The organism is Nostoc sp. CALU 546, from assembly GCF_048836525.1.
In genome coordinates, this window is the sequence record NZ_JAWJTF010000016.1 from 1 (window position 1) to 18,330 (window position 18,330).

An 18,330-nucleotide genomic window follows, 5' to 3' on the forward strand; every position below is an offset into this window, starting at 1 on the left:
ATCGCCTAGAATATCTGCATTACTAAGTTCGTAGTCAGGACTAAAGTCCTGACTACGAACTTTTATAACCACTCATAATTAACGAGACAGACGACTATAGGAATCCGCTTTGATTTCTGAACTAATTTGCGTAGGCAGGCAATAGGCAATAGGCAATAGGCAATAGGCAATAGGCAATCTTGCTACAGTCAAGAAGGCTTCTTAGTTGTACTGAGTTTTTTCAGAAATCAAATATGAGTCCCTATAGTACCGCACAGCGTAAATAAGCCACCCGTTTTAAGAGTCAGTTAATAGTGGTTTGAAAATACCTTGATTGCAGTTTACTACAACGACAATAAAGACTTTTTACCCGACTTTTGCAACCCCATCACATAAAACTGCCGACTTCAGCCGACTGACAAAAGGAAGTGCGATCGCTTAGGCTATTGGGCATAGAGATAACAAATTAAGTATAAAAATATGCTTAACACCCTCAGCCCAATCACAGAAGACTTAGCAGGCCAAAGCTATCACAGTCCTCATTACTTGCAAACACAGCGCCGCATTCGTTCCCTTATAGACAAATATATTGCAGTCGAAAAACTACATGAGCGTCTGCAAGATTTACCGATACAGTTTGCCAATCCCCAACCGCGTCCCTGGAAACCCATTGATTGGCAAACAATTAACCGCAATCAAATTATCGGTTTAGACGCAGAGGTATTTTTATCTATCTTGATAGGTGCGATGGACACAGAAGCTCCCATTCGCGGCTATACCCAAACAAGTCGCCAGTATTTAGAAAAATTGCATCCTCAAATGGCTCGGTTTGTTGGTGGAACTGTTGGTAAAGATGGCGAATTGCTAGAACTTGGTTTGTGGGAAAAGGAAGAACGTCAGCACACACCTGCATTAATCAAAATCTACACCCAATTAACAGGCGAGAAAATTACCCCAAAATTTCGGACTGTTAGAAGCTATCTTCCTACAGATGACGCTCACGAAGACTTATATCGCCACGGCTTACACCGCATTGCTACAGAATACGGTGCTACCTGTCTTTATATTTGGTTGATGGCTCACACCACTGGCGCACTCCAGGATGTTTTAGAAGAACTAGCACAGGATGAAATCAACCACATGACCAAATTCTGGGGGTTTGGAGTCTGGACTTTCCCTGATACTGGGTTGGTGCGAATTGGCCGCACACTCATCAAAACGCGATCGCAAAGCTATCAACGTAACAACCTCATGCGTACTCTCCGCCGCATGATGGGTACACTCAACTGGAATGCTTGGTCATTAACCAACAAAACAACTCTCTTCTTCACCTTCGCCTACACAATGCATCATCTGTGGAGTTGGAACAACACGCTCACACCAAAATATTTGCAAGATTTATTTGAAATTACTCATTAAGAAATAACAAAGGATAAATGACAAATGACAAATGACAAATCAGCCGATTTAAACCCCCAAAAAATACCCCAACATATCGCCGTGATCATGGATGGTAACGGACGATGGGCAACCAGTCGAGGATTACCGCGCATCGCCGGACATCGCCAAGGAGCAAAAACACTCAAAGAACTATTACGTTGTTGCAAAGATTGGGGAATCAAAGCGTTGACAGCCTACGCTTTCTCAACAGAAAATTGGCAGCGTCCCGTTGAAGAAGTGAATTTTCTGATGCTGTTGTTTGAGCGATTACTACGCCGCGAGTTAGCTCAGATGCATCGTGAAGGAGTACGAATCTCGTTTATTGGAGATTTATCGGCTTTACCCAAGTCTCTACAGACGGAAATGGAACGTTCAATGAAAGAGACGTTGAACAATCAAGCAATCCACTTTACTGTTGCAGTCAACTACGGTAGCCGCAATGAAATTACCAGAGTTTGCCGTCAAGTAGCTCAACTGGTGGAACAGGGCAAACTCAGCGCCCAAGAAGTGAATGAAAGTCTTGTAGAACAACACCTCTACACCGCAGATACTCCAGAACCCGATTTACTGATTCGTACTAGTGGTGAGATGCGATTGAGTAATTTTCTCTTATGGCAAATGGCTTATACAGAGATGTATTTCACGGACATTTTTTGGCCAGATTTTAATAGAGAAGCATTTTATCAGGCTTTGTTGAGCTATCAAAATCGCGATCGCCGTTTTGGTCAAGTTAAAGCTTCACTGTCAGCTTAAGCTATCTGGAAAACCTTTCTCCTGAAATAAGAGAGACTTTGAATTTCCCCCCTTTCCCAACGCGGAAAGGGGTTAGGTTTTTTGCTGCTATGAAGCATAAAGTAAAAGCACCCACATTACCAGGATGGTATATGAGCGCTAAAAAATTTAAACATTATTGAGGATAATCTATCTGCTATGACAGACCGAAGTAACTATAAGAATAGCAGGCGGTGGGTAAATAAACTGCAAGGGTAGTTACAAATGTTTTGTTAAAAATATTACTTACTGTAAGGTCTTGCGTATTTTTTTAAAGCGTGGTATGTATCATCCTCTAAAAATTTTCTTTATGCGATCGCTAAAGCTTCTCTGGGATGAAACTGATTAACAATCCCAAGATAAGTAGAAAGTCGGTGGACGATTATCAAATAATAATATTTTTTGCCCAAAATATGTTGTGCAAAACTGTTGGGATGCTTAGTTTGGGCAACGCCTACACTACTCTAAAAATAAAGTGCGTAGCCCATAAGACGTATAGTCTCACACATAACCTAATTGTTTCTTTTACCTGAGTTTTTACTTTGATTTGAAAGTTGGTGCTTTTGTATAACCTGCTCAATTTGGCAAGTCACTGCATTTATTCTGTGTTTAACCTTATCAAAATCAAGATTTACCCAAATATAGGCTTTGTTAAATTTTCCTTGGTTATTATCCATGTATTGCTTTTATTGTCAAGACATTTTATGATATCTATACAATATAGCCATCTCAATTTCTAAACTACTTTCTCTAGAGGTATAAGTAAATATGCTTAATATTTACTTAAGGTTTTATTCGCCATCTATTGAAAGAGACGCGAAGTATCGCGCCTCTAAGAAGCAAAACCCAAATTGTCAGTATTAACTTAAATCTTTGTTTGTAGATATTGCACCAACTGCGGTGCTTGCATCACTCCCTCTATCCGATCCACAGGCTTACCTTGCTTAAACAGTACCAGGGTTGGGAGAGAGGCAATTTTATACTGACTGGCCAAGTCTGTGTATTTTTCTGTATCGATTTTGACAATTCGTAGGCGATCCTTAAGTTGGGCATTGACTTGCTCTAAAATTGGCACCATCATCTGACAGGGGCCACACCAGTCAGCGTAAAAATCTACTAATACAGGCACATCAGAAGCGGATAGCATATCATCAAAACTGTTAAATTCTTTTTTAGTTGCCATTGTGACACACGCCGATTTTCAATTGTTTGTTTCAATAGTAATTCTTAGAAAATAAAATAGGTATAGGATTATGGGTTTTTGTTGGGAAAAGATTAGATTAATTAATATAGACTGATTTATCAGCTAAAAACTTAAATAATTATAATAAAATACATATACTATTTGAGTTTATGCATATCCATTAGATATGTATTTAAACCTATTGTGACTAACCGAATAATTATAGAGACCTCACGAGAGTGATTTCTACGACGGGCTATTCGGTGGTGCAGCTATAAATAAATCAGCAATATATTGCTTCAAGTTATTCATCTATTAACAAAAAACAACTCATAGATATTTAATTATATAGGACTCCTATTTGATTTTTGAACAAAACTCAGTACACCTTTATTCCTTCTTCCCAGTCCCCAGTCCCTTACCTCTACGAGTGATTCTCCAAATCAAAGACGCTTGTTCGCGTAGCGTGTCGTAGACAAGACTCGCTACCGCTTCGCTATCAGATTGCTGCTATAGTAAAACGTTAATTTGTGTAAATTAAGTTATATCTATCTAGCTAAAAACGACGTAGAACTTTATCTATTTAGATATCTAATTTGCATCATGCCAGCAAGATTGTCATCCTGCAAGAGTTAGATTTTATCCAGACAATATTCAGATGTTCCCGAAATCACCATAAGATAATTAGCGCGGTATTTCTAAGATTGAGGAACATTAAATGACACTATTACAAGATAAAGTCGCAATTGTGACAGGTGCTTCACGAGGAATTGGGCGAGCGATCGCAATTGAATTAGCCTCACAAGGAGCGATCGCAGTTGTCAACTATGCCAGTTCTAGCGCTGCGGCTGAGGCAGTTGTTACAGAAATTACAGAAGCGGGAGGTCAAGCGATCGCTATCCAGGCAGACGTTTCTAAAAGCGATCAAGTAGACACACTAGTTAACACCGTTATGGAAAAGTTCAGCCGTGTGGATATCTTAGTCAACAACGCAGGTATTACTCGTGACACACTGCTTTTACGTTTGAAGCCAGAAGATTGGCAAGCTGTGATAGACCTTAATTTAACTGGTGTTTTCTTATGTACACGCGCCGCCAGTAAAATTATGCTCAAGCAGCGATCGGGGCGGATTATCAACATTACCTCCGTTGCTGGGCAAATGGGCAACCCAGGTCAGTCAAACTACAGCGCCGCTAAAGCAGGTGTAATCGGCTTCACCAAAAGCGTTGCTAAAGAACTAGCTACACGCGGTATCACCGTTAACGCCGTCGCCCCTGGATTCATCACCACCGATATGACCAGCGATCTCAACAACCCCGAAGATATTCTGAAATACATTCCACTTGGCCGCTTCGGTCAGCCTGAAGAAATTGCTGGGATGGTGCGCTTCCTCGCCGCCGATCCCGCCGCCAACTACATCACCGGACAAGTCTTTAACGTCGATGGCGGTATGGTCATGGCGTAATTCATCAAATTCAATTGTAGAGACGCGATTCATCGCGTCTCCAGCATTTTCCCAGTGTGTGTTACCCCCAAAAGCGTAATGTAAGCTACGGTGTATACACAAGTCCTTCTCACCCCAATACTTGTCGGGTTTTGGGGAAAAGGGTAAGGGAAAGGGGGAAAGAAAAAACCTTTAACCTTTACCCTTTAACCTTTTCCCCAAACCCAATTCCGAGTTCAAAATGCTTTACCCAAGCAGTATTGCTTCTCACCCCCTCTAACTCTCCCTTACTAAGGCAGGACTGATTCATTCCCCAAAGAGCTTTAAAAATCAAGGGTTCTCGCGATTAAAAATTAGTGGTTTTGTTACCGACGTGCTGATGAAACCAACTATCTTACTGATACATAAATTATGATACAGTACCATTCTGGTTAAGAAGATTGCCACACAATCTTTATTAACCAAGTTTCGTTAGGATATTGTAACCTGGGCAATAGCGACTCTCTATTGATGTGACACCAGGCAATCGCTTTTTCACATCCATGACAACAACCATCGACTTTCTCAGTCACCTTAACCCTAGTCAACGTCAAGCTGTCGAACATTACTGTGGCCCGTTGCTAGTTGTTGCTGGCGCAGGTTCCGGTAAAACACGAGCGCTGACTTATCGGATTGCCAATTTGATTCTGAAACACCGTGTTGATCCAGAAAATATCCTGGCTGTTACTTTTACCAACAAAGCCGCGCGGGAAATGAAAGACCGGGTTCAACGGCTGTTTGCTGAACAACTGGCGATGAAACAACACGGTCAGCGGTTGGATTTGTTGACAGAATATCAACAAACGCAACTGCGATCGCAAGTTTACAAAAGCACTATCAAGGATTTGTGGTGTGGCACTTTCCACAGTCTATTTTCTCGTATTCTCCGTTTTGATATTGAAAAATACGTAGACGAAAAAGGACGGCGTTGGAATCGTAATTTCTCTATTTTTGATGAATCAGATGTGATGACTCTGATTAAAGAAATTGTTAATAAACAGCTAAATTTAGACGATAAGAAGTTTGACGCTCGCTCCGTCCGTTATGCTATTAGTAACGCTAAAAACCAAGGTTTATCCCCCCAAGAATTTGAGCAAGATCAACCAAATTATCGCGGACGGGTAATTGCCCAAGTTTACAATTTATATCAAGATAAATTAGCAGAAAACAACGCTCTCGATTTTGACGATCTAATTCTTGTGCCGACTAGATTATTTCAGCAAAACGAGCAAGTATTGGGTTATTGGCATCGGAAGTTTTGCCATATCCTCGTAGATGAATATCAGGATACTAATCGCACTCAGTATCAACTCATCCACTTATTAGTGACTAACGGCGAAACTAAAAAGAGCGAATGGGAATGGCAAAATCGCTCAGTTTTCGTTGTTGGCGATGCAGATCAATCAATTTATAGCTTTCGGATGGCAGATTTCACCATCTTGCTGGGATTTCAGGAAGACTTTGGTGATGGTTTAGTGGATGATGACACCCAAACGATGGTTAAGTTGGAAGAAAACTATCGTTCTTGTGAAAATATTCTGCAAGCGGCTAATGAATTAATTGAAAATAACACCCAACGGATTGATAAAATCCTGAAAGCGACGCGGGGGCCGGGTGAGCAGATTACTTGTCACAAAGCCGATGAAGAACTTGCAGAAGCGGCATTTGTAATTAATCAAATTAGCACTTTAGAAAACCAAAATCCAGAGTTAGACTGGGGTAGTTTTGCCATACTTTATCGGACAAATGCCCAATCTCGACCATTTGAAGAATTGTTGGTGAAATATCAAATTCCTTACACAGTTGTGGGAGGAATGAGATTTTACGATCGCAAAGAGATCAAAGATGTCATCGCATATTTAAGAGCGATCGCTAACCCATCTGATACAGTCAGTTTATTACGAGTTATCAATACTCCCCGCCGAGGAGTTGGTAAAACCACTATTGATGCTTTGATGAACGCCTCCCAACAATTAGGGACAACCCTGTGGGAAATACTCAGTGATGAGACATCAGTTAATACATTAGCTGGACGAGCGACAAAAGCTGTAAATAACTTTGCCGCAATGATTAGCCGTTGGCAAGCACAAATTGGCACGCTTCCCGTGACTGAGGTTTTGCAAGGAATACTAGAAGATTCTGGTTACGTTCAAGACTTGATGAGTCAAGGCACAGATGAAGCCACAGATCGGGTACAAAACGTCCAGGAACTTTATAACGCTGCACTGCAATTTCAAGAAGAAAACGAAGAGGTTTCCCTACGAGACTTTCTGAGTAGCGCCGCCCTCAGTTCCGATTTGGATAACTTAAAAGAAGGGCAAACAGCCGTTTCATTGATGACTTTGCACGCTTCCAAAGGTTTAGAATTTCCCGTAGTATTTTTGGTGGGATTAGAACAAGGGCTATTTCCCGGCTATCGTTCGCTGGGTGATCCTGCATCTTTGGAAGAGGAACGCCGCCTGTGTTATGTGGGAATTACTCGCGCCCAAGAAAGGTTATTTTTATCACACGCGCGGGAACGTCGTTTGTATGGTTCTCGTGAACCTGCGATGCGATCGCAATTTCTCGACGAATTACCAGAAGAATTATTATCTACCAAACGCGCGAGTCGTCAAAGTTATACCAAAAGTGCCTCTACTTCTAATGGGAAACAAGACTCAGCCCAGAATTGGCAAGTAGGCGATAGAGTATTACACAAAACTTTTGGGCTTGGTGAAATAACGCATGTATTTGGAACAGGTAATAAAATGTCTGTGGCAATTAAATTTGCTAGCTTAGGGCAGAAAATTGTTGATCCAAGAGTAGCACAGTTGCAAAAAGTTTGAAAACAAAACCATAGATTCCCTACTTTTTTGAAAAGTAGGGAATCTTGTTTTTTATATTTCAATTTCTTCAAAGTGTTCGACAGTGGGAAATGGTTCATAAAAATGATGCAGAAGTTTTTTCCACTCTTGATACTCAGGAGAACTTCTAAATCCAACAGTATGAGATTCTAAAGTTTCCCATCTGACAAGTAATAAGTATTTACCTTGGACTTCTATACATTTATGCAATTCATGGGATAAATATCCGTCCATTGAAGAAATAATTTTAGAAGCTTTTTTGAAAGCAGCTTCAAAATCCGGTTCTAGTCCAGATTTGACATTAAGAATAACTGCCTCAAGAATCATAAAGTTTTGCGGTGAGTATTAATGTAATGTTATTTAGTATAAAGTAAATGTGATATTTACGACGGGTTACACTTACGCAGACATTTTACTCAATCAAAAATAGTTTTTAAGTAAATAGCTAATTGCAGCACAAAACGGAGTATGTTGTCCATCAACATCAGGTTTTTCGTAACCTTCAGCAAGTAGTTGTATTTCTATTTCAGTCAAACCTTCAGTAGCTAGTAATGCAGCATCAATTGCTACTTTACGCATCTTTTGCAATTTGTCAATGTCAAGTGCAAGCTTCTTAATTGTTGTTTCAGCAACAGCTTTTTTACCTGGATTATCTGTTGGTTGAATTTCACCTGAAGCAGGATATTTAAAAAAATCACCACAGTCTATTTCCAAAGGTGAAACCATCAAATTTTCGTCGTACCAATACTTTTTCTTATGTCCGCAATGCACCGGAACAGTAGGAGGTTCTTCACTTTCTCCTTGACATGAAGCGATGAGATTTGTGTACTCAAGTGCCAGATTTGGATAAGTACTACGAGGTTTTAGGTGTTCTATGTGGCTAGTTGCTCTAGTGATACGCATTCCACAATAGCAACAGATATATCCCTGATCTTTTAGTAAAGCATCATGTACAACAGGTTTTTCTGGTGTTTGAAAATTATCATCCCAGCTAGGTTTCCAATCATCATTTTCCAGAGCCTTCCACTTGGTAAATTTTTCTGGTTCCTGACTCTTTTTGATGTACTTCATCGGTTGAGAATTTCCTTCCGCCGAATGAGTACATCCGCTTTAACAAACTCTGGCTCATCTGCTCCAATTTCAAGAGCCAATTGTTGACGTAATTGCCTAGCACCTTCTATATTTCCAGCATCAATTAGTCGAAAAAGCTCTAAAAGACTTTCCTTAATTTCCTGTGGACGTTCTGGAACACCCATGAGGTCTTCTAAAATGCGATTGCTATCTCTCCCAAAAGAACTTTCTGGTTTTTTAGCAATAACACCTTCGTCTGTTTTTTCTAGAATATAAATTCCTTCCGGTTTGACTTGGCTAAGTACTTGAGGCGAATGGGTAGTGACAATAAATTGGCAATTGGGGAATGTTCTTGTCAAAGCTGGAATAATTTCTCGTTGCCATTTGGGGTGTAAGTGTAACTCAATTTCATCAATTAAAACAACACCACTACCTTGGAGTGGATCTGGTAAACCTGGGTTGGCGATCGCTAATCGTCGTGCTAAATCTCCCACCATTGCCAGCAAGCATTTCTCCCCATCAGATAACTGATTAACTGTAAGTTCTTCACCTTGTTTTCGCACAGTCATTCGTAGGGGTGAACGCCGTACCCGTAAGTTAGAAAACCCTGGAATTAATGAATAAATAGATTGTCTTACTGCTTCTAGCTGCTGGGTTTTAAATTCAGGATTATCCCGCCTTTCTTCATTTTCTAAATCTTCCAAGGATCTAAACCATTGAAAGAATCTATGGAAACTAATTTGTACTCCATTTAGTGCTTGATCATAAGCATCTATCTGTTTCAATGAATGCGTTTCTGTAATTTCCATGTCAATCCCAAGAACCGAACGTTTAACCGGGTAATAAATGGCTAAAGGCAAGTTAAACTTAGGATTTGATTTCCACTGACGGTAAATATCTTGAGCAACTGTGTTTAACTCCGCATTTTCTTTCTTTATATCTTCGCTGCGTTCTTTACTAGAGTTTGTAAGAAACCAGCTTACTTCCCTTGATTGCAGAAAAATTTTAATCCTATTATGTGTCTCCTTGTGTCCGTTTGTAATATCGTCTTCGCTGAAGAAACGTTCTTCGATATCCGGTTTTCCCGGAATAGATTTCTCATATTGATCACGATTGCTAGAACGATAAGATAAATTATTGATAAATAGCATATTTGTCTTTATTGACTCTGCATATACAATCTCCCTTATAAACTGTGACAAAAGAATAGCGAGACAATCAAGAATACTTGATTTTCCCACGCCGTTGATACCGATAAGTACCGTTGGACTCGTTTCATCAAACTCCAGGGTCAAATCGCCAATTCCACGGAAGGATTGCATTTCCAAGCGTTTGACTTTCATAGTTTTAACAACGCTGAACGTAGTAATTCAATACAGTTAAGAAATCGGTAAAAAACAGCTAATCAAAAGCAGACTTGACATAAGAAACTGTCAAAGGTGTGATTTTTTCGACAAGATTATTAATCACCCCTCGTTCATATTCAGTCCAAACTCTGGGATTACCAAAAATGCATGGTTGTAAAATTCCCCAGAGTTGGCCATCTTGGCGGATATGGGCATGAATCAGGGCGCGATGTCCAAAATACTTCTGTTCAAATTCGCGATTTAAAACCTGAGAATCAGCAGTTTCTACATCTTCGACAAAGATTGAAGGTTCAGCACGTAGCGCAGCCGCAAACATTGGATCATCATCTACTAAAGTTGGGGGTTGAGCTTCCCATTTTTCATTGTAGACAGTTGGTACATCTGGAGTGCGAATCCAACAAAAGGCAACTCTACCAAGGTTAGTGTGTGGATTATGCAGGTATAGAAAACATCTGTCAGACTGTAAAAAATCGCCTATGGCTGGCAATAATGCAGAAAATATAGCATCTGGCGTTTGAGATGATTCTATAATATTGTTGAGTGCAGAAGGAAGTTCTGGCTGAGTCATCTAACTAAGCTGATTTTAATTGAATAATACCTTTATCAAAAACGCGCTTATCAGTAGCGATCGCACTTACTTCTATTCTATCTGGATACACCTCATACGCGGCAAAACTCAGCTTCTCAGCAGAATGCTCTGTCCATTCTGAACGCCCTACAGGACGAGTCCCTGCACCACCACCAGTAACTAAATAAGTCGTTCCATTAATAGTACGAGTGCGTTCATAATGGTGTTCGTGACCATTTATATAAACTTGAACGCCGTATTTTTGAAACAGCGGAGTAAAAGTTTTAATAAACTCTGTATTAGTCCCATAGACACCAGATGAATAAATTGGATGGTGGCCAAATACGACTTTCCAAGGGGCTTTACTAAGACTTAATTCTTTTTCTAACCAAGGTAGTTGATTTTTCCAATCAGCATTACTGTTAGTATCTAAAGCAAAAAATTGCACAGAGCCACGGCTAAATGTATAGTAGCGTCTTCCCTTCATATTAAAGCCGGCATACTTGACTTGTGGATCACCATTAGCAGTACGAATATCGTGATTACCTAAACAAGCCTGAAATTTCACACCTTGCTTGAGTAAACCTTGATAAGGACGCTCAAAAACTGCATTAATTTTCTCGATTTCGCCGTTATTGTAAATATTATCTCCAGCTAAAACGACTAAATCATAAGGATTTTGTTTGTGATACGCATTCATTGCTCCAGCCACAGCATACTGTCCTTTAGCTCCAGTCCCCGTATCTGCTACAGACACAAAACGTAATAACAAGTCTTTTTTGACTGGGTTGGCGGCTATAGCTGTTGTTAAATCACTAATATCAGCACTTTGATTATTTTGACGAACTAACATCCAGGAAAAAAATCCTGTACTAATGGCGCTGAGGCTACTTAAAAATAAAAATTGACGACGTTTTAGTTTCATAGCTCACCAAATTTAATAAATAGTCAGATTAGCCGAAGCAATGTGCAACGAAATGATACATTAAGGCAAAAGAAGGCAGCATCAGTAATAATATACGTTGTTTGTCTTTGATTCGCTGCTTTTGGTGAAAGTTCCATGTCACAAGACAATCAGTCAAAACCGACGGATGAGCAAGTAACTCAACCTCCCCAAAAACCTTACCAGAGAGTTCAGCCATTTTGGAAGGCTAAAATTATCCAACTTCTCCGAGGGACGATTGGGGTTTTAGAAACAACGGTGGACAAACTGGAGACAGCACCCCTACCTGGTACTGAGGAAACACCCAGTTTTTTCCAGCAGATTCAGTTGCGATGGGGTGGACTATTAAGGACAATCCGCTTGTTTTTACCATCAAATTTGTCAACAAAGTTATCAGATACAGCTTTGACGGGAATTGTTACTGGAATTGCTGTAATTCTCGTTTGGACGACTACAACTGTCTTTACTGGTAAACCTACTGAAATAGCAACAGTTCCCCCAGTTGAGGAGGTTCCTGTACCGACACCAACGATAACCACGCCACCGGAGTCAGTTACACCTGAACCACAGCCACCAGAGGAAATTACGCCGCCGCCAGAAGTAGAAACCACCCCACCAACGCCGGAACCGGAACCAGAAGTAACTCCCACGCCAACGCCAACGCCGACACCAATCATAGAATTGACACCAGAACAAGCCTTGATTGCGGCTATTGAAAATCAGGTAGCCGAAATTAGCGATCGCATTGCCTCTGGTCTGATAAAGTCAATTGAAGCCAACTTTCGCACGAGTAATCTGACAGTCAAAATTAGTGATGATTGGTATACTCTCCAAGAATCTCAGCAAGACAAACTAGCTGCGGAGATATTACAACGCTCTCAAGAACTTGATTTTACCCATTTAGAAATTATCGACTCCCAAAAGAGGCTAATAGCTCGTAACCCAGTTGTTGGTACTGAGATAGTAATTTTTAAACGGCAAACAACAAGTTAAAATAATTCGTAATTTAGAGGTTTAACTTGAAGTATTTATGTTAGACAACGTTTCGCTATTGCTGCAAGCTTGTAACAACTTAAACATCAGCTATGAAGTTATTCATCCTGCTGAAAACTTAATCAAAATCAAACTCAATAATAAACCCCATTATTTTTGTAACTATAGCACTCCATTGATTAATCAAGCAGTATCACATCTTATGAAAGATAAGGAATACACTTATCATGTTTTAAATAAAAAAATTAAACTTCCTCGGACAGTAGGTTTTCTTTCTCCTTTTTGTGACATAGAGTATAAAATCTACTTAAAATTTCCAACTATTCAAAATATCGTATTAGAAATAAAAGAAAATTTTGAAACGCCAGTGATTGTTAAAAGGAATTCTGGCTCTAGCGGACATAATGTATTTTTATGTCAGAATCAAGATGAAATTGAAAATGCTTTAAAAGGAATTTTTAATGTCAATTTTAAAAAGTATGATTATGTCGCTCTTGCTCAAGAGTTTATTGACATAAAATCTGAATATAGAGCAGTTTTCTTAAATAAAGAGTTAGTTTTGCTCTATGAAAAAGATATAAGTAATGCAGAGTTTGCAGGGAATCTTAGCCCTCTGCACTGGAATGGTGCAAAAGCAAAGTATATCAACGATCCACAAATATTGTCAGATATTGCTAATTTTGCTAAACCAGTTTTTGAAGAATTAGACCTTGATTATGGTGGCTTAGATATCGTATTAGACCGAGATAATCAATATTGGTTAATTGAAATCAATTCTCACCCAAATTTTAGCATTTTTACTAGGGACAATGGAGAGGAACATGTGCTGAAAATTTTTGAAAAAATGATAATTAGCCTAGCTTCAAAATAACCCCGTCTAATTGTTCCTCCAGCGCTGAAGCCTCCAGCAAGAACTGCCTTCTTCAACCAAGATTGAAACATTATTATGCTATCACCGCGTTTTACTTGAGAAAAATCACACATCGCGTTAGTCTTCATTGACGTAACTGCACGCTGTAACATCAGGTGATGACAAATCAACTTTCCCCGAAAATTCCCTCTTGTACTTGGAGCCGTCCTATCGGCTTAGGCTGGGACAAACCTTATACCGTCCGCTACGCAAGTAATATTGATGATGGCCCTTGGCATGGTACGCCTTTAGGTGGCTTTGGTGCAGGTTGCATCGGTCGTTCTTCACGGGGAGATTTCAACCTGTGGCACATCGACGGTGGTGAACATACCTTCAAAAACGTTCCCGCTTGTCAATTCAGTGTGTTTGAATCCAGTGGTACATCTTCCCAAGCCTACGCTTTGTCTACGCAAGCACCCGATGATAGCACTCTCCAAGCTTGGCAGTGGTATCCGACACTTGCCGACACAAAAGGAACGGGCAATTATCACGCGCTATATCCACGTAGCTGGTTTGTGTATGAAAATGTATTTCAAGCACAGTTGACTTGTGAGCAGTTTTCACCAGCCTGGGCAGGCAATTATCAAGAAACTAGCTACCCTGTGGCACTATTCCTCTGGAATGCCCACAATCCCACAGATGCACCTATTACTATCAGCATTATGCTGACTTGGCAAAATATGGTGGGCTGGTTTACTAATGCCCTCAAATCTCCCCAAGTGCAAGTGCGCGATGATGGTAGTCCGGTTTACGAATACCAACCACGCTGGGGCGAAAGTCAAGGAAACTATAACCAAATAGTTGAAAATACACAACAGTTTGGTTGTGTATTAGGTCGGATTGGTAGTGATGCTTTGCAAGAAGGTGACGGAACTTGGTGTATTGCGACGCTGAAACATCCCCAAGTTGAATTATTCCACCACACCCGCTGGAATCCAGAAGGAACGGGTGAGGAAATATGGGAAAGCTTTGCTAAAGATGGTTCTTTGCCTAATTATCTAGATCCGACTCCAGCAATAGATAATACACAATTAGGGGCTGCGATCGCACTCCGTTTCACTCTCCAACCAGGCGAAACTCTCGAAATCCCCTTTGTCCTCGCTTGGGATTTACCCATTACAGAATTTGCGGCTGGGGTTGATTATTATCGCAGATATACGGACTTTTTTGGTAAAAGTGGAAATAATGCTTGGGCGATCGCATCTACTGCCCTACAAGAATACCAAAGTTGGCGATCGCAAATTCAAAGTTGGCAAAAACCGATTATCGACCGGGAAGATTTACCCGACTGGTTTAAAATGGCTCTATTTAATGAGCTTTATGACCTCACCAGCGGCGGTACTCTCTGGAGTGCAGCATCAGAACTTGACCCCATCGGTCAGTTTGCGGTGCTGGAGTGCTTAGATTACCGCTGGTATGAAAGTCTAGATGTGCGGTTATATGGCTCTTTTGCCCTGCTGATGCTGTTTCCAGAATTAGAAAAGTCGGTGATTCGGGCATTTGCAAGGGCGATTCCTCAAGGTGATGATACTCCCCGAATCATTGGTTATTACATGACAATTAAGGCAGAAAGCCCGATTGCAGTTCGTAAAGTCGCAGGTGCAACACCCCACGATTTAGGCGCACCCAATGAACACGTTTGGGAGAAAACTAACTACACCAGCTATCAAGACTGCAATTTGTGGAAAGATTTGGGTAGTGATTTTGTCTTGCAAGTGTATCGTGATTTTCTGCTCACGGGTGCTGACGATGTAGAATTCTTAGCAGATTGTTGGAATGCGATCGTTCAAACCCTTGACTACCTGAAAACTTTTGACCTTGATGGCGATGGGATTCCGGAAAATTCTGGTGCGCCTGACCAAACCTTTGATGATTGGCGGTTACAGGGTGTCAGCGCCTATTGTGGTGGGTTGTGGTTGGCGGCGCTAGAGGCTGCGATCGCAATTAGCGATATTTTATTAACTTACCAGACAGGTAACACAGCAGAGTTGGCAGCCCAAAAATCTATCTATGAAACTTGGTTACAACAATCTCTTCCTATTTACCAAGAAAAACTCTGGAATGGGCAATATTACAAACTTGATAGTGAAAGTGGTTCCGATGTGGTGATGGCAGATCAATTGTGCGGACAGTTTTATGCCCGTCTGCTGGATTTACCTGATATTGTACCGAGCGATCGCGCCCTTTCTGCCCTAAACACTGTTTATGATGCCTGCTTTTTGAAATTCTGCAATGGTGAGTTTGGTGCTGCTAATGGTGTTCGTCCTGATGGTTCACCAGAAAATCCCCAAGCTACTCACCCTCTAGAAGTTTGGACGGGGATAAACTTTGGGCTGGCGGCTTTTCTCGTGCAGATGGGAATGAAGGATGAAGCGTTGAGGTTGACGCAAGCTGTGGTGCAGCAAATTTATAACAATGGTCTGCAATTTCGCACACCTGAAGCTATCACCGCAGCGGGGACTTTCCGCGCTAGCACTTACCTGCGACCAATGGCGATTTGGGGAATTTACTTAGTTATTAATTGATTAGCTATCAAAGCCATTCTCGTTTTCATGCAACACACGTAGGGGTATACAGCTACCCCTACCAATACGGTTTGGTTAGAGGGGAAAAGGGAAAAGGTTTTGAATACATCTTTTTCCCTTTTCCCCTTCCCCTTTCCCCTATTCCACATATAATATGCGCGTTGCCAAATTTAGCCCATCTTCATCTGAGAAAGCAGAGTCTAGATTTGTGATTTTATTTTCCGAGTGTTTCCGGAAGCGAGGGAAAATTACAGTAATGGTAAGAGTTGAAGCATTGAGAATTCAAGACTACGTTTCAAAAAATGCGAATATTACTAGCTTTAGCGATAAATATTGCTAATATTTCCCAGACTATGTTCACAATCAAAGGCTAGGTTATGGCGTTCCTATTCCTTTACTCAAAAACAAAGTTCACCAGATCGTGGTGCTACGTGCTTGGCAATGATTAGCCAATACTGGAGCTTATGTTTAAATCTCTACACTTTGCCTCAGTTAGCGCGGGTAGATCATAGACGTGTATCTCTCCAGGGTTTAGCAAAAGTAGCCCAAACTTTGGGATATGAAGCGCTATTAGTGAGGGCGAGTCTTAGTAAGCCGGACTCATATTATAACCCACAGATAGCTGATTGGCAAGAAATTCATTATATAGTTGTCTGGAGAGTTAAAGGCGATCGCATATTGATTTCCCAACCATAGCCAAGGCGTGGCTTTCGCATCCAGAGTTTGGAGCTAGCTAAATAGGATAAAGCTTCTTTTCCGTTAATCTTTTTACCATCAGCTTCCTGATTTTGGATATCTGGCGCATTACCTTAACAGCGCAGTGTTCTAGACCGAGGTATTCTTGTTGAGCAAGGCATTCATGAAGAACTCATGGTAATTGGTGTTTTTACTACTATTTAGTCCAAGTACCACTACATTTTTAATCTCAAGTTTATAAATATTTTAAATATTAATACATAAAAAAATACTACTAAATCAGCTTAATAATATTCTGTATTAGCTGCTTTATCTCTATTACAAAATTATTTAATGCTGTACAGACTTAATCTGCCACACCTTTTTGGGTAAAAGCATACAGTTATGGTCATTTTACTTTAGTCATAATAATGATGATTAAAGCTATAAGACTATTATTTGTTTTTGAAATATATGTAGGGTGCGTTACGTTCTGCTAACACCCCATACAAGAGTACTGAGACTTTTTAAACAACTTACGATTCCTCTATTATTCATAACCAGTAATTTAATTTTAAAACTAGGCTATCTATAAATTCATGACTGACACTCATGAAATATTTATGATCAGTTTACAGCGTTTTCATGTAGATACGCTGAAGCTGTAGCTCTTGTAAATCAAGAAATACAAGGCTGATAGATATAGTCCTCTAATTGAACTTATTGAAAAATAGGCTCAACACCATGCCTGCTAACACTTTTTATTCTCTGTATATACTATTTTTAGAAGTTGTTTTACATCAGATTTAATGGTAATATTTTCTAGTGACTTGACAATACTAAAAGGTTTAAATTGATATTGTGTGAGGGGTAAGACCCCCCATGAATTAGCAAAGAGGGACAAAAGTAAAAGTTGCACAATACGCAAGTAAGTATCAGAATACATTCAGTAAATTTAGCTTATAAATCTGCTAACTTAGTAGATGACATTAACGACAAAAAATAGTATAAATACGAATGACGTTGTTAACGCTCAAAGATAAATAAATTTTCTCCACTATCCAAAAAAATATGCAATTTTCCCGGAAAATGCCTAATTCAGCAGTAGTAAGAAATACAACCGTTTGAACAGAGACAATTTATTGAATTAGGAGTTGAGAAAGTTTAACAAGATAAAACTACATCTACCAATAATCACACTGAGATTTTGTCCTATCAGTCATCCGACAAGACAAAAGATAAATTTTGAACTTTCACTTAATAAAAAGTAAAAGCTACAGTTTCTTCCATTCATTGGAGGGAATCTGGATAATTAAGACTGAGCAGCCAACAAACTTGATTAAAAACAATCAAGTTTTTAATCAAAGGTCAGTTCATGGAAAGAAAGAATCATCAGCCTGAGTCTTTACCGCTCAAAGCTGCAAGAGTCAATCAGAGCTTGGGAAAGTTATGTACACGTCTGTTGATTCATAGATTTTTATCTCTTGTCAACATCCAACACAGTCCCATTGCTGATAATTTCCGAGAAGCGATTCCACAGCTGCAAAAAGGCTAGTGCAGTCTGTACACATCAATTGAA

16 protein-coding genes are annotated in these 18,330 nt (G+C 40.1%); 9 read left to right on the top strand and 7 right to left on the bottom strand.

Annotated elements, in window-relative coordinates; translation table 11 throughout:
- The first annotated feature begins 459 nt into the window (after positions 1 to 459).
- Both RRG12_RS10500 and RRG12_RS10505 read left to right on the top strand, forming a co-directional pair.
- A complete protein-coding gene (locus tag RRG12_RS10500; RefSeq protein ID WP_420759226.1) occupies positions 460 to 1,398 on the top strand; it encodes a ferritin-like domain-containing protein in 939 nt (312 codons plus the stop codon).
- 24 nt (positions 1,399 to 1,422) lie between these two features.
- Positions 1,423 to 2,172, top strand: a complete 750-nt coding sequence (locus RRG12_RS10505; RefSeq protein ID WP_420759227.1) for an isoprenyl transferase — start codon at positions 1,423 to 1,425, stop codon at positions 2,170 to 2,172.
- 530 nt (positions 2,173 to 2,702) lie between these two features.
- Here the strand turns inward: RRG12_RS10505 and RRG12_RS10510 are convergent.
- Complete coding sequence (locus tag RRG12_RS10510; protein WP_420759228.1) at positions 2,703 to 2,867, bottom strand: hypothetical protein; 165 nt, start codon at positions 2,865 to 2,867, stop codon at positions 2,703 to 2,705.
- Positions 2,868 to 3,055: 188 nt separating this feature from the next.
- On the bottom strand, positions 3,056 to 3,373 hold the full coding sequence (gene trxA, locus RRG12_RS10515) for a thioredoxin (protein WP_069069303.1): 318 nt from the start codon (positions 3,371 to 3,373) through the stop codon (positions 3,056 to 3,058).
- Positions 3,374 to 4,091: 718 nt separating this feature from the next.
- On the opposite strand from trxA, the gene fabG reads away from it, so the two are divergent.
- Together fabG and pcrA are read left to right on the top strand one after the other, a co-directional pair.
- On the top strand, positions 4,092 to 4,838 hold the full coding sequence (fabG, locus tag RRG12_RS10520; protein ID WP_420759229.1) for a 3-oxoacyl-[acyl-carrier-protein] reductase: 747 nt from the start codon (positions 4,092 to 4,094) through the stop codon (positions 4,836 to 4,838).
- Positions 4,839 to 5,359: 521 nt separating this feature from the next.
- Positions 5,360 to 7,681 (top strand): DNA helicase PcrA, encoded by a 2,322-nt coding sequence (gene pcrA, locus RRG12_RS10525; protein WP_420759230.1) that lies wholly within the window; start codon positions 5,360 to 5,362, stop codon positions 7,679 to 7,681.
- A 51-nt stretch (positions 7,682 to 7,732) separates the two neighbouring features.
- On the opposite strand, the gene RRG12_RS10530 is transcribed toward pcrA, so the two are convergent.
- The 5 genes from RRG12_RS10530 to RRG12_RS10550 all read right to left on the bottom strand — a co-directional run bounded on the left by RRG12_RS10530 (position 7,733) and on the right by RRG12_RS10550 (position 11,630).
- Positions 7,733 to 8,026, bottom strand: coding sequence for an antibiotic biosynthesis monooxygenase family protein (locus RRG12_RS10530; RefSeq protein ID WP_420759231.1), 294 nt, complete (start codon positions 8,024 to 8,026; stop codon positions 7,733 to 7,735).
- 93 nt (positions 8,027 to 8,119) lie between these two features.
- The gene (locus tag RRG12_RS10535; protein ID WP_420759232.1) at positions 8,120 to 8,770 is read right to left on the bottom strand and encodes a retron system putative HNH endonuclease; all 651 of its coding nucleotides are present in this window, start codon (positions 8,768 to 8,770) and stop codon (positions 8,120 to 8,122) included.
- On the bottom strand, positions 8,767 to 10,113 hold the full coding sequence (locus RRG12_RS10540) for an AAA family ATPase (protein WP_420759233.1): 1,347 nt from the start codon (positions 10,111 to 10,113) through the stop codon (positions 8,767 to 8,769). The genes RRG12_RS10535 and RRG12_RS10540 overlap by 4 nt, the downstream gene beginning before the upstream one ends.
- A gap of 58 nt (positions 10,114 to 10,171) precedes the next feature.
- Complete coding sequence (locus RRG12_RS10545) at positions 10,172 to 10,705, bottom strand: GAF domain-containing protein (protein WP_420759234.1); 534 nt, start codon at positions 10,703 to 10,705, stop codon at positions 10,172 to 10,174.
- A 4-nt stretch (positions 10,706 to 10,709) separates the two neighbouring features.
- Complete coding sequence (locus tag RRG12_RS10550; RefSeq protein ID WP_420759235.1) at positions 10,710 to 11,630, bottom strand: metallophosphoesterase family protein; 921 nt, start codon at positions 11,628 to 11,630, stop codon at positions 10,710 to 10,712.
- Between the two features lie 135 nt (positions 11,631 to 11,765).
- On the opposite strand from RRG12_RS10550, the gene RRG12_RS10555 reads away from it, so the two are divergent.
- The 5 genes from RRG12_RS10555 (at position 11,766) to RRG12_RS10575 (ending at position 18,306) form a co-directional block, all read left to right on the top strand.
- Positions 11,766 to 12,641 (top strand): hypothetical protein, encoded by an 876-nt coding sequence (locus tag RRG12_RS10555; RefSeq protein WP_420759236.1) that lies wholly within the window; start codon positions 11,766 to 11,768, stop codon positions 12,639 to 12,641.
- A 37-nt stretch (positions 12,642 to 12,678) separates the two neighbouring features.
- Positions 12,679 to 13,512: an ATP-grasp domain-containing protein gene (locus RRG12_RS10560; RefSeq protein WP_420759237.1), complete on the top strand. Its 834-nt coding sequence runs from the start codon at positions 12,679 to 12,681 to the stop codon at positions 13,510 to 13,512.
- A 158-nt stretch (positions 13,513 to 13,670) separates the two neighbouring features.
- Positions 13,671 to 16,076 (top strand): GH116 family glycosyl hydrolase, encoded by a 2,406-nt coding sequence (locus tag RRG12_RS10565; RefSeq protein ID WP_420759238.1) that lies wholly within the window; start codon positions 13,671 to 13,673, stop codon positions 16,074 to 16,076.
- 441 nt (positions 16,077 to 16,517) lie between these two features.
- The gene (locus RRG12_RS10570; protein WP_420759239.1) at positions 16,518 to 16,772 is read left to right on the top strand and encodes a cysteine peptidase family C39 domain-containing protein; all 255 of its coding nucleotides are present in this window, start codon (positions 16,518 to 16,520) and stop codon (positions 16,770 to 16,772) included.
- A 1,354-nt stretch (positions 16,773 to 18,126) separates the two neighbouring features.
- Positions 18,127 to 18,306 (top strand): hypothetical protein, encoded by a 180-nt coding sequence (locus tag RRG12_RS10575; protein ID WP_069069290.1) that lies wholly within the window; start codon positions 18,127 to 18,129, stop codon positions 18,304 to 18,306.
- Positions 18,307 to 18,330: the final 24 nt, after the last annotated feature.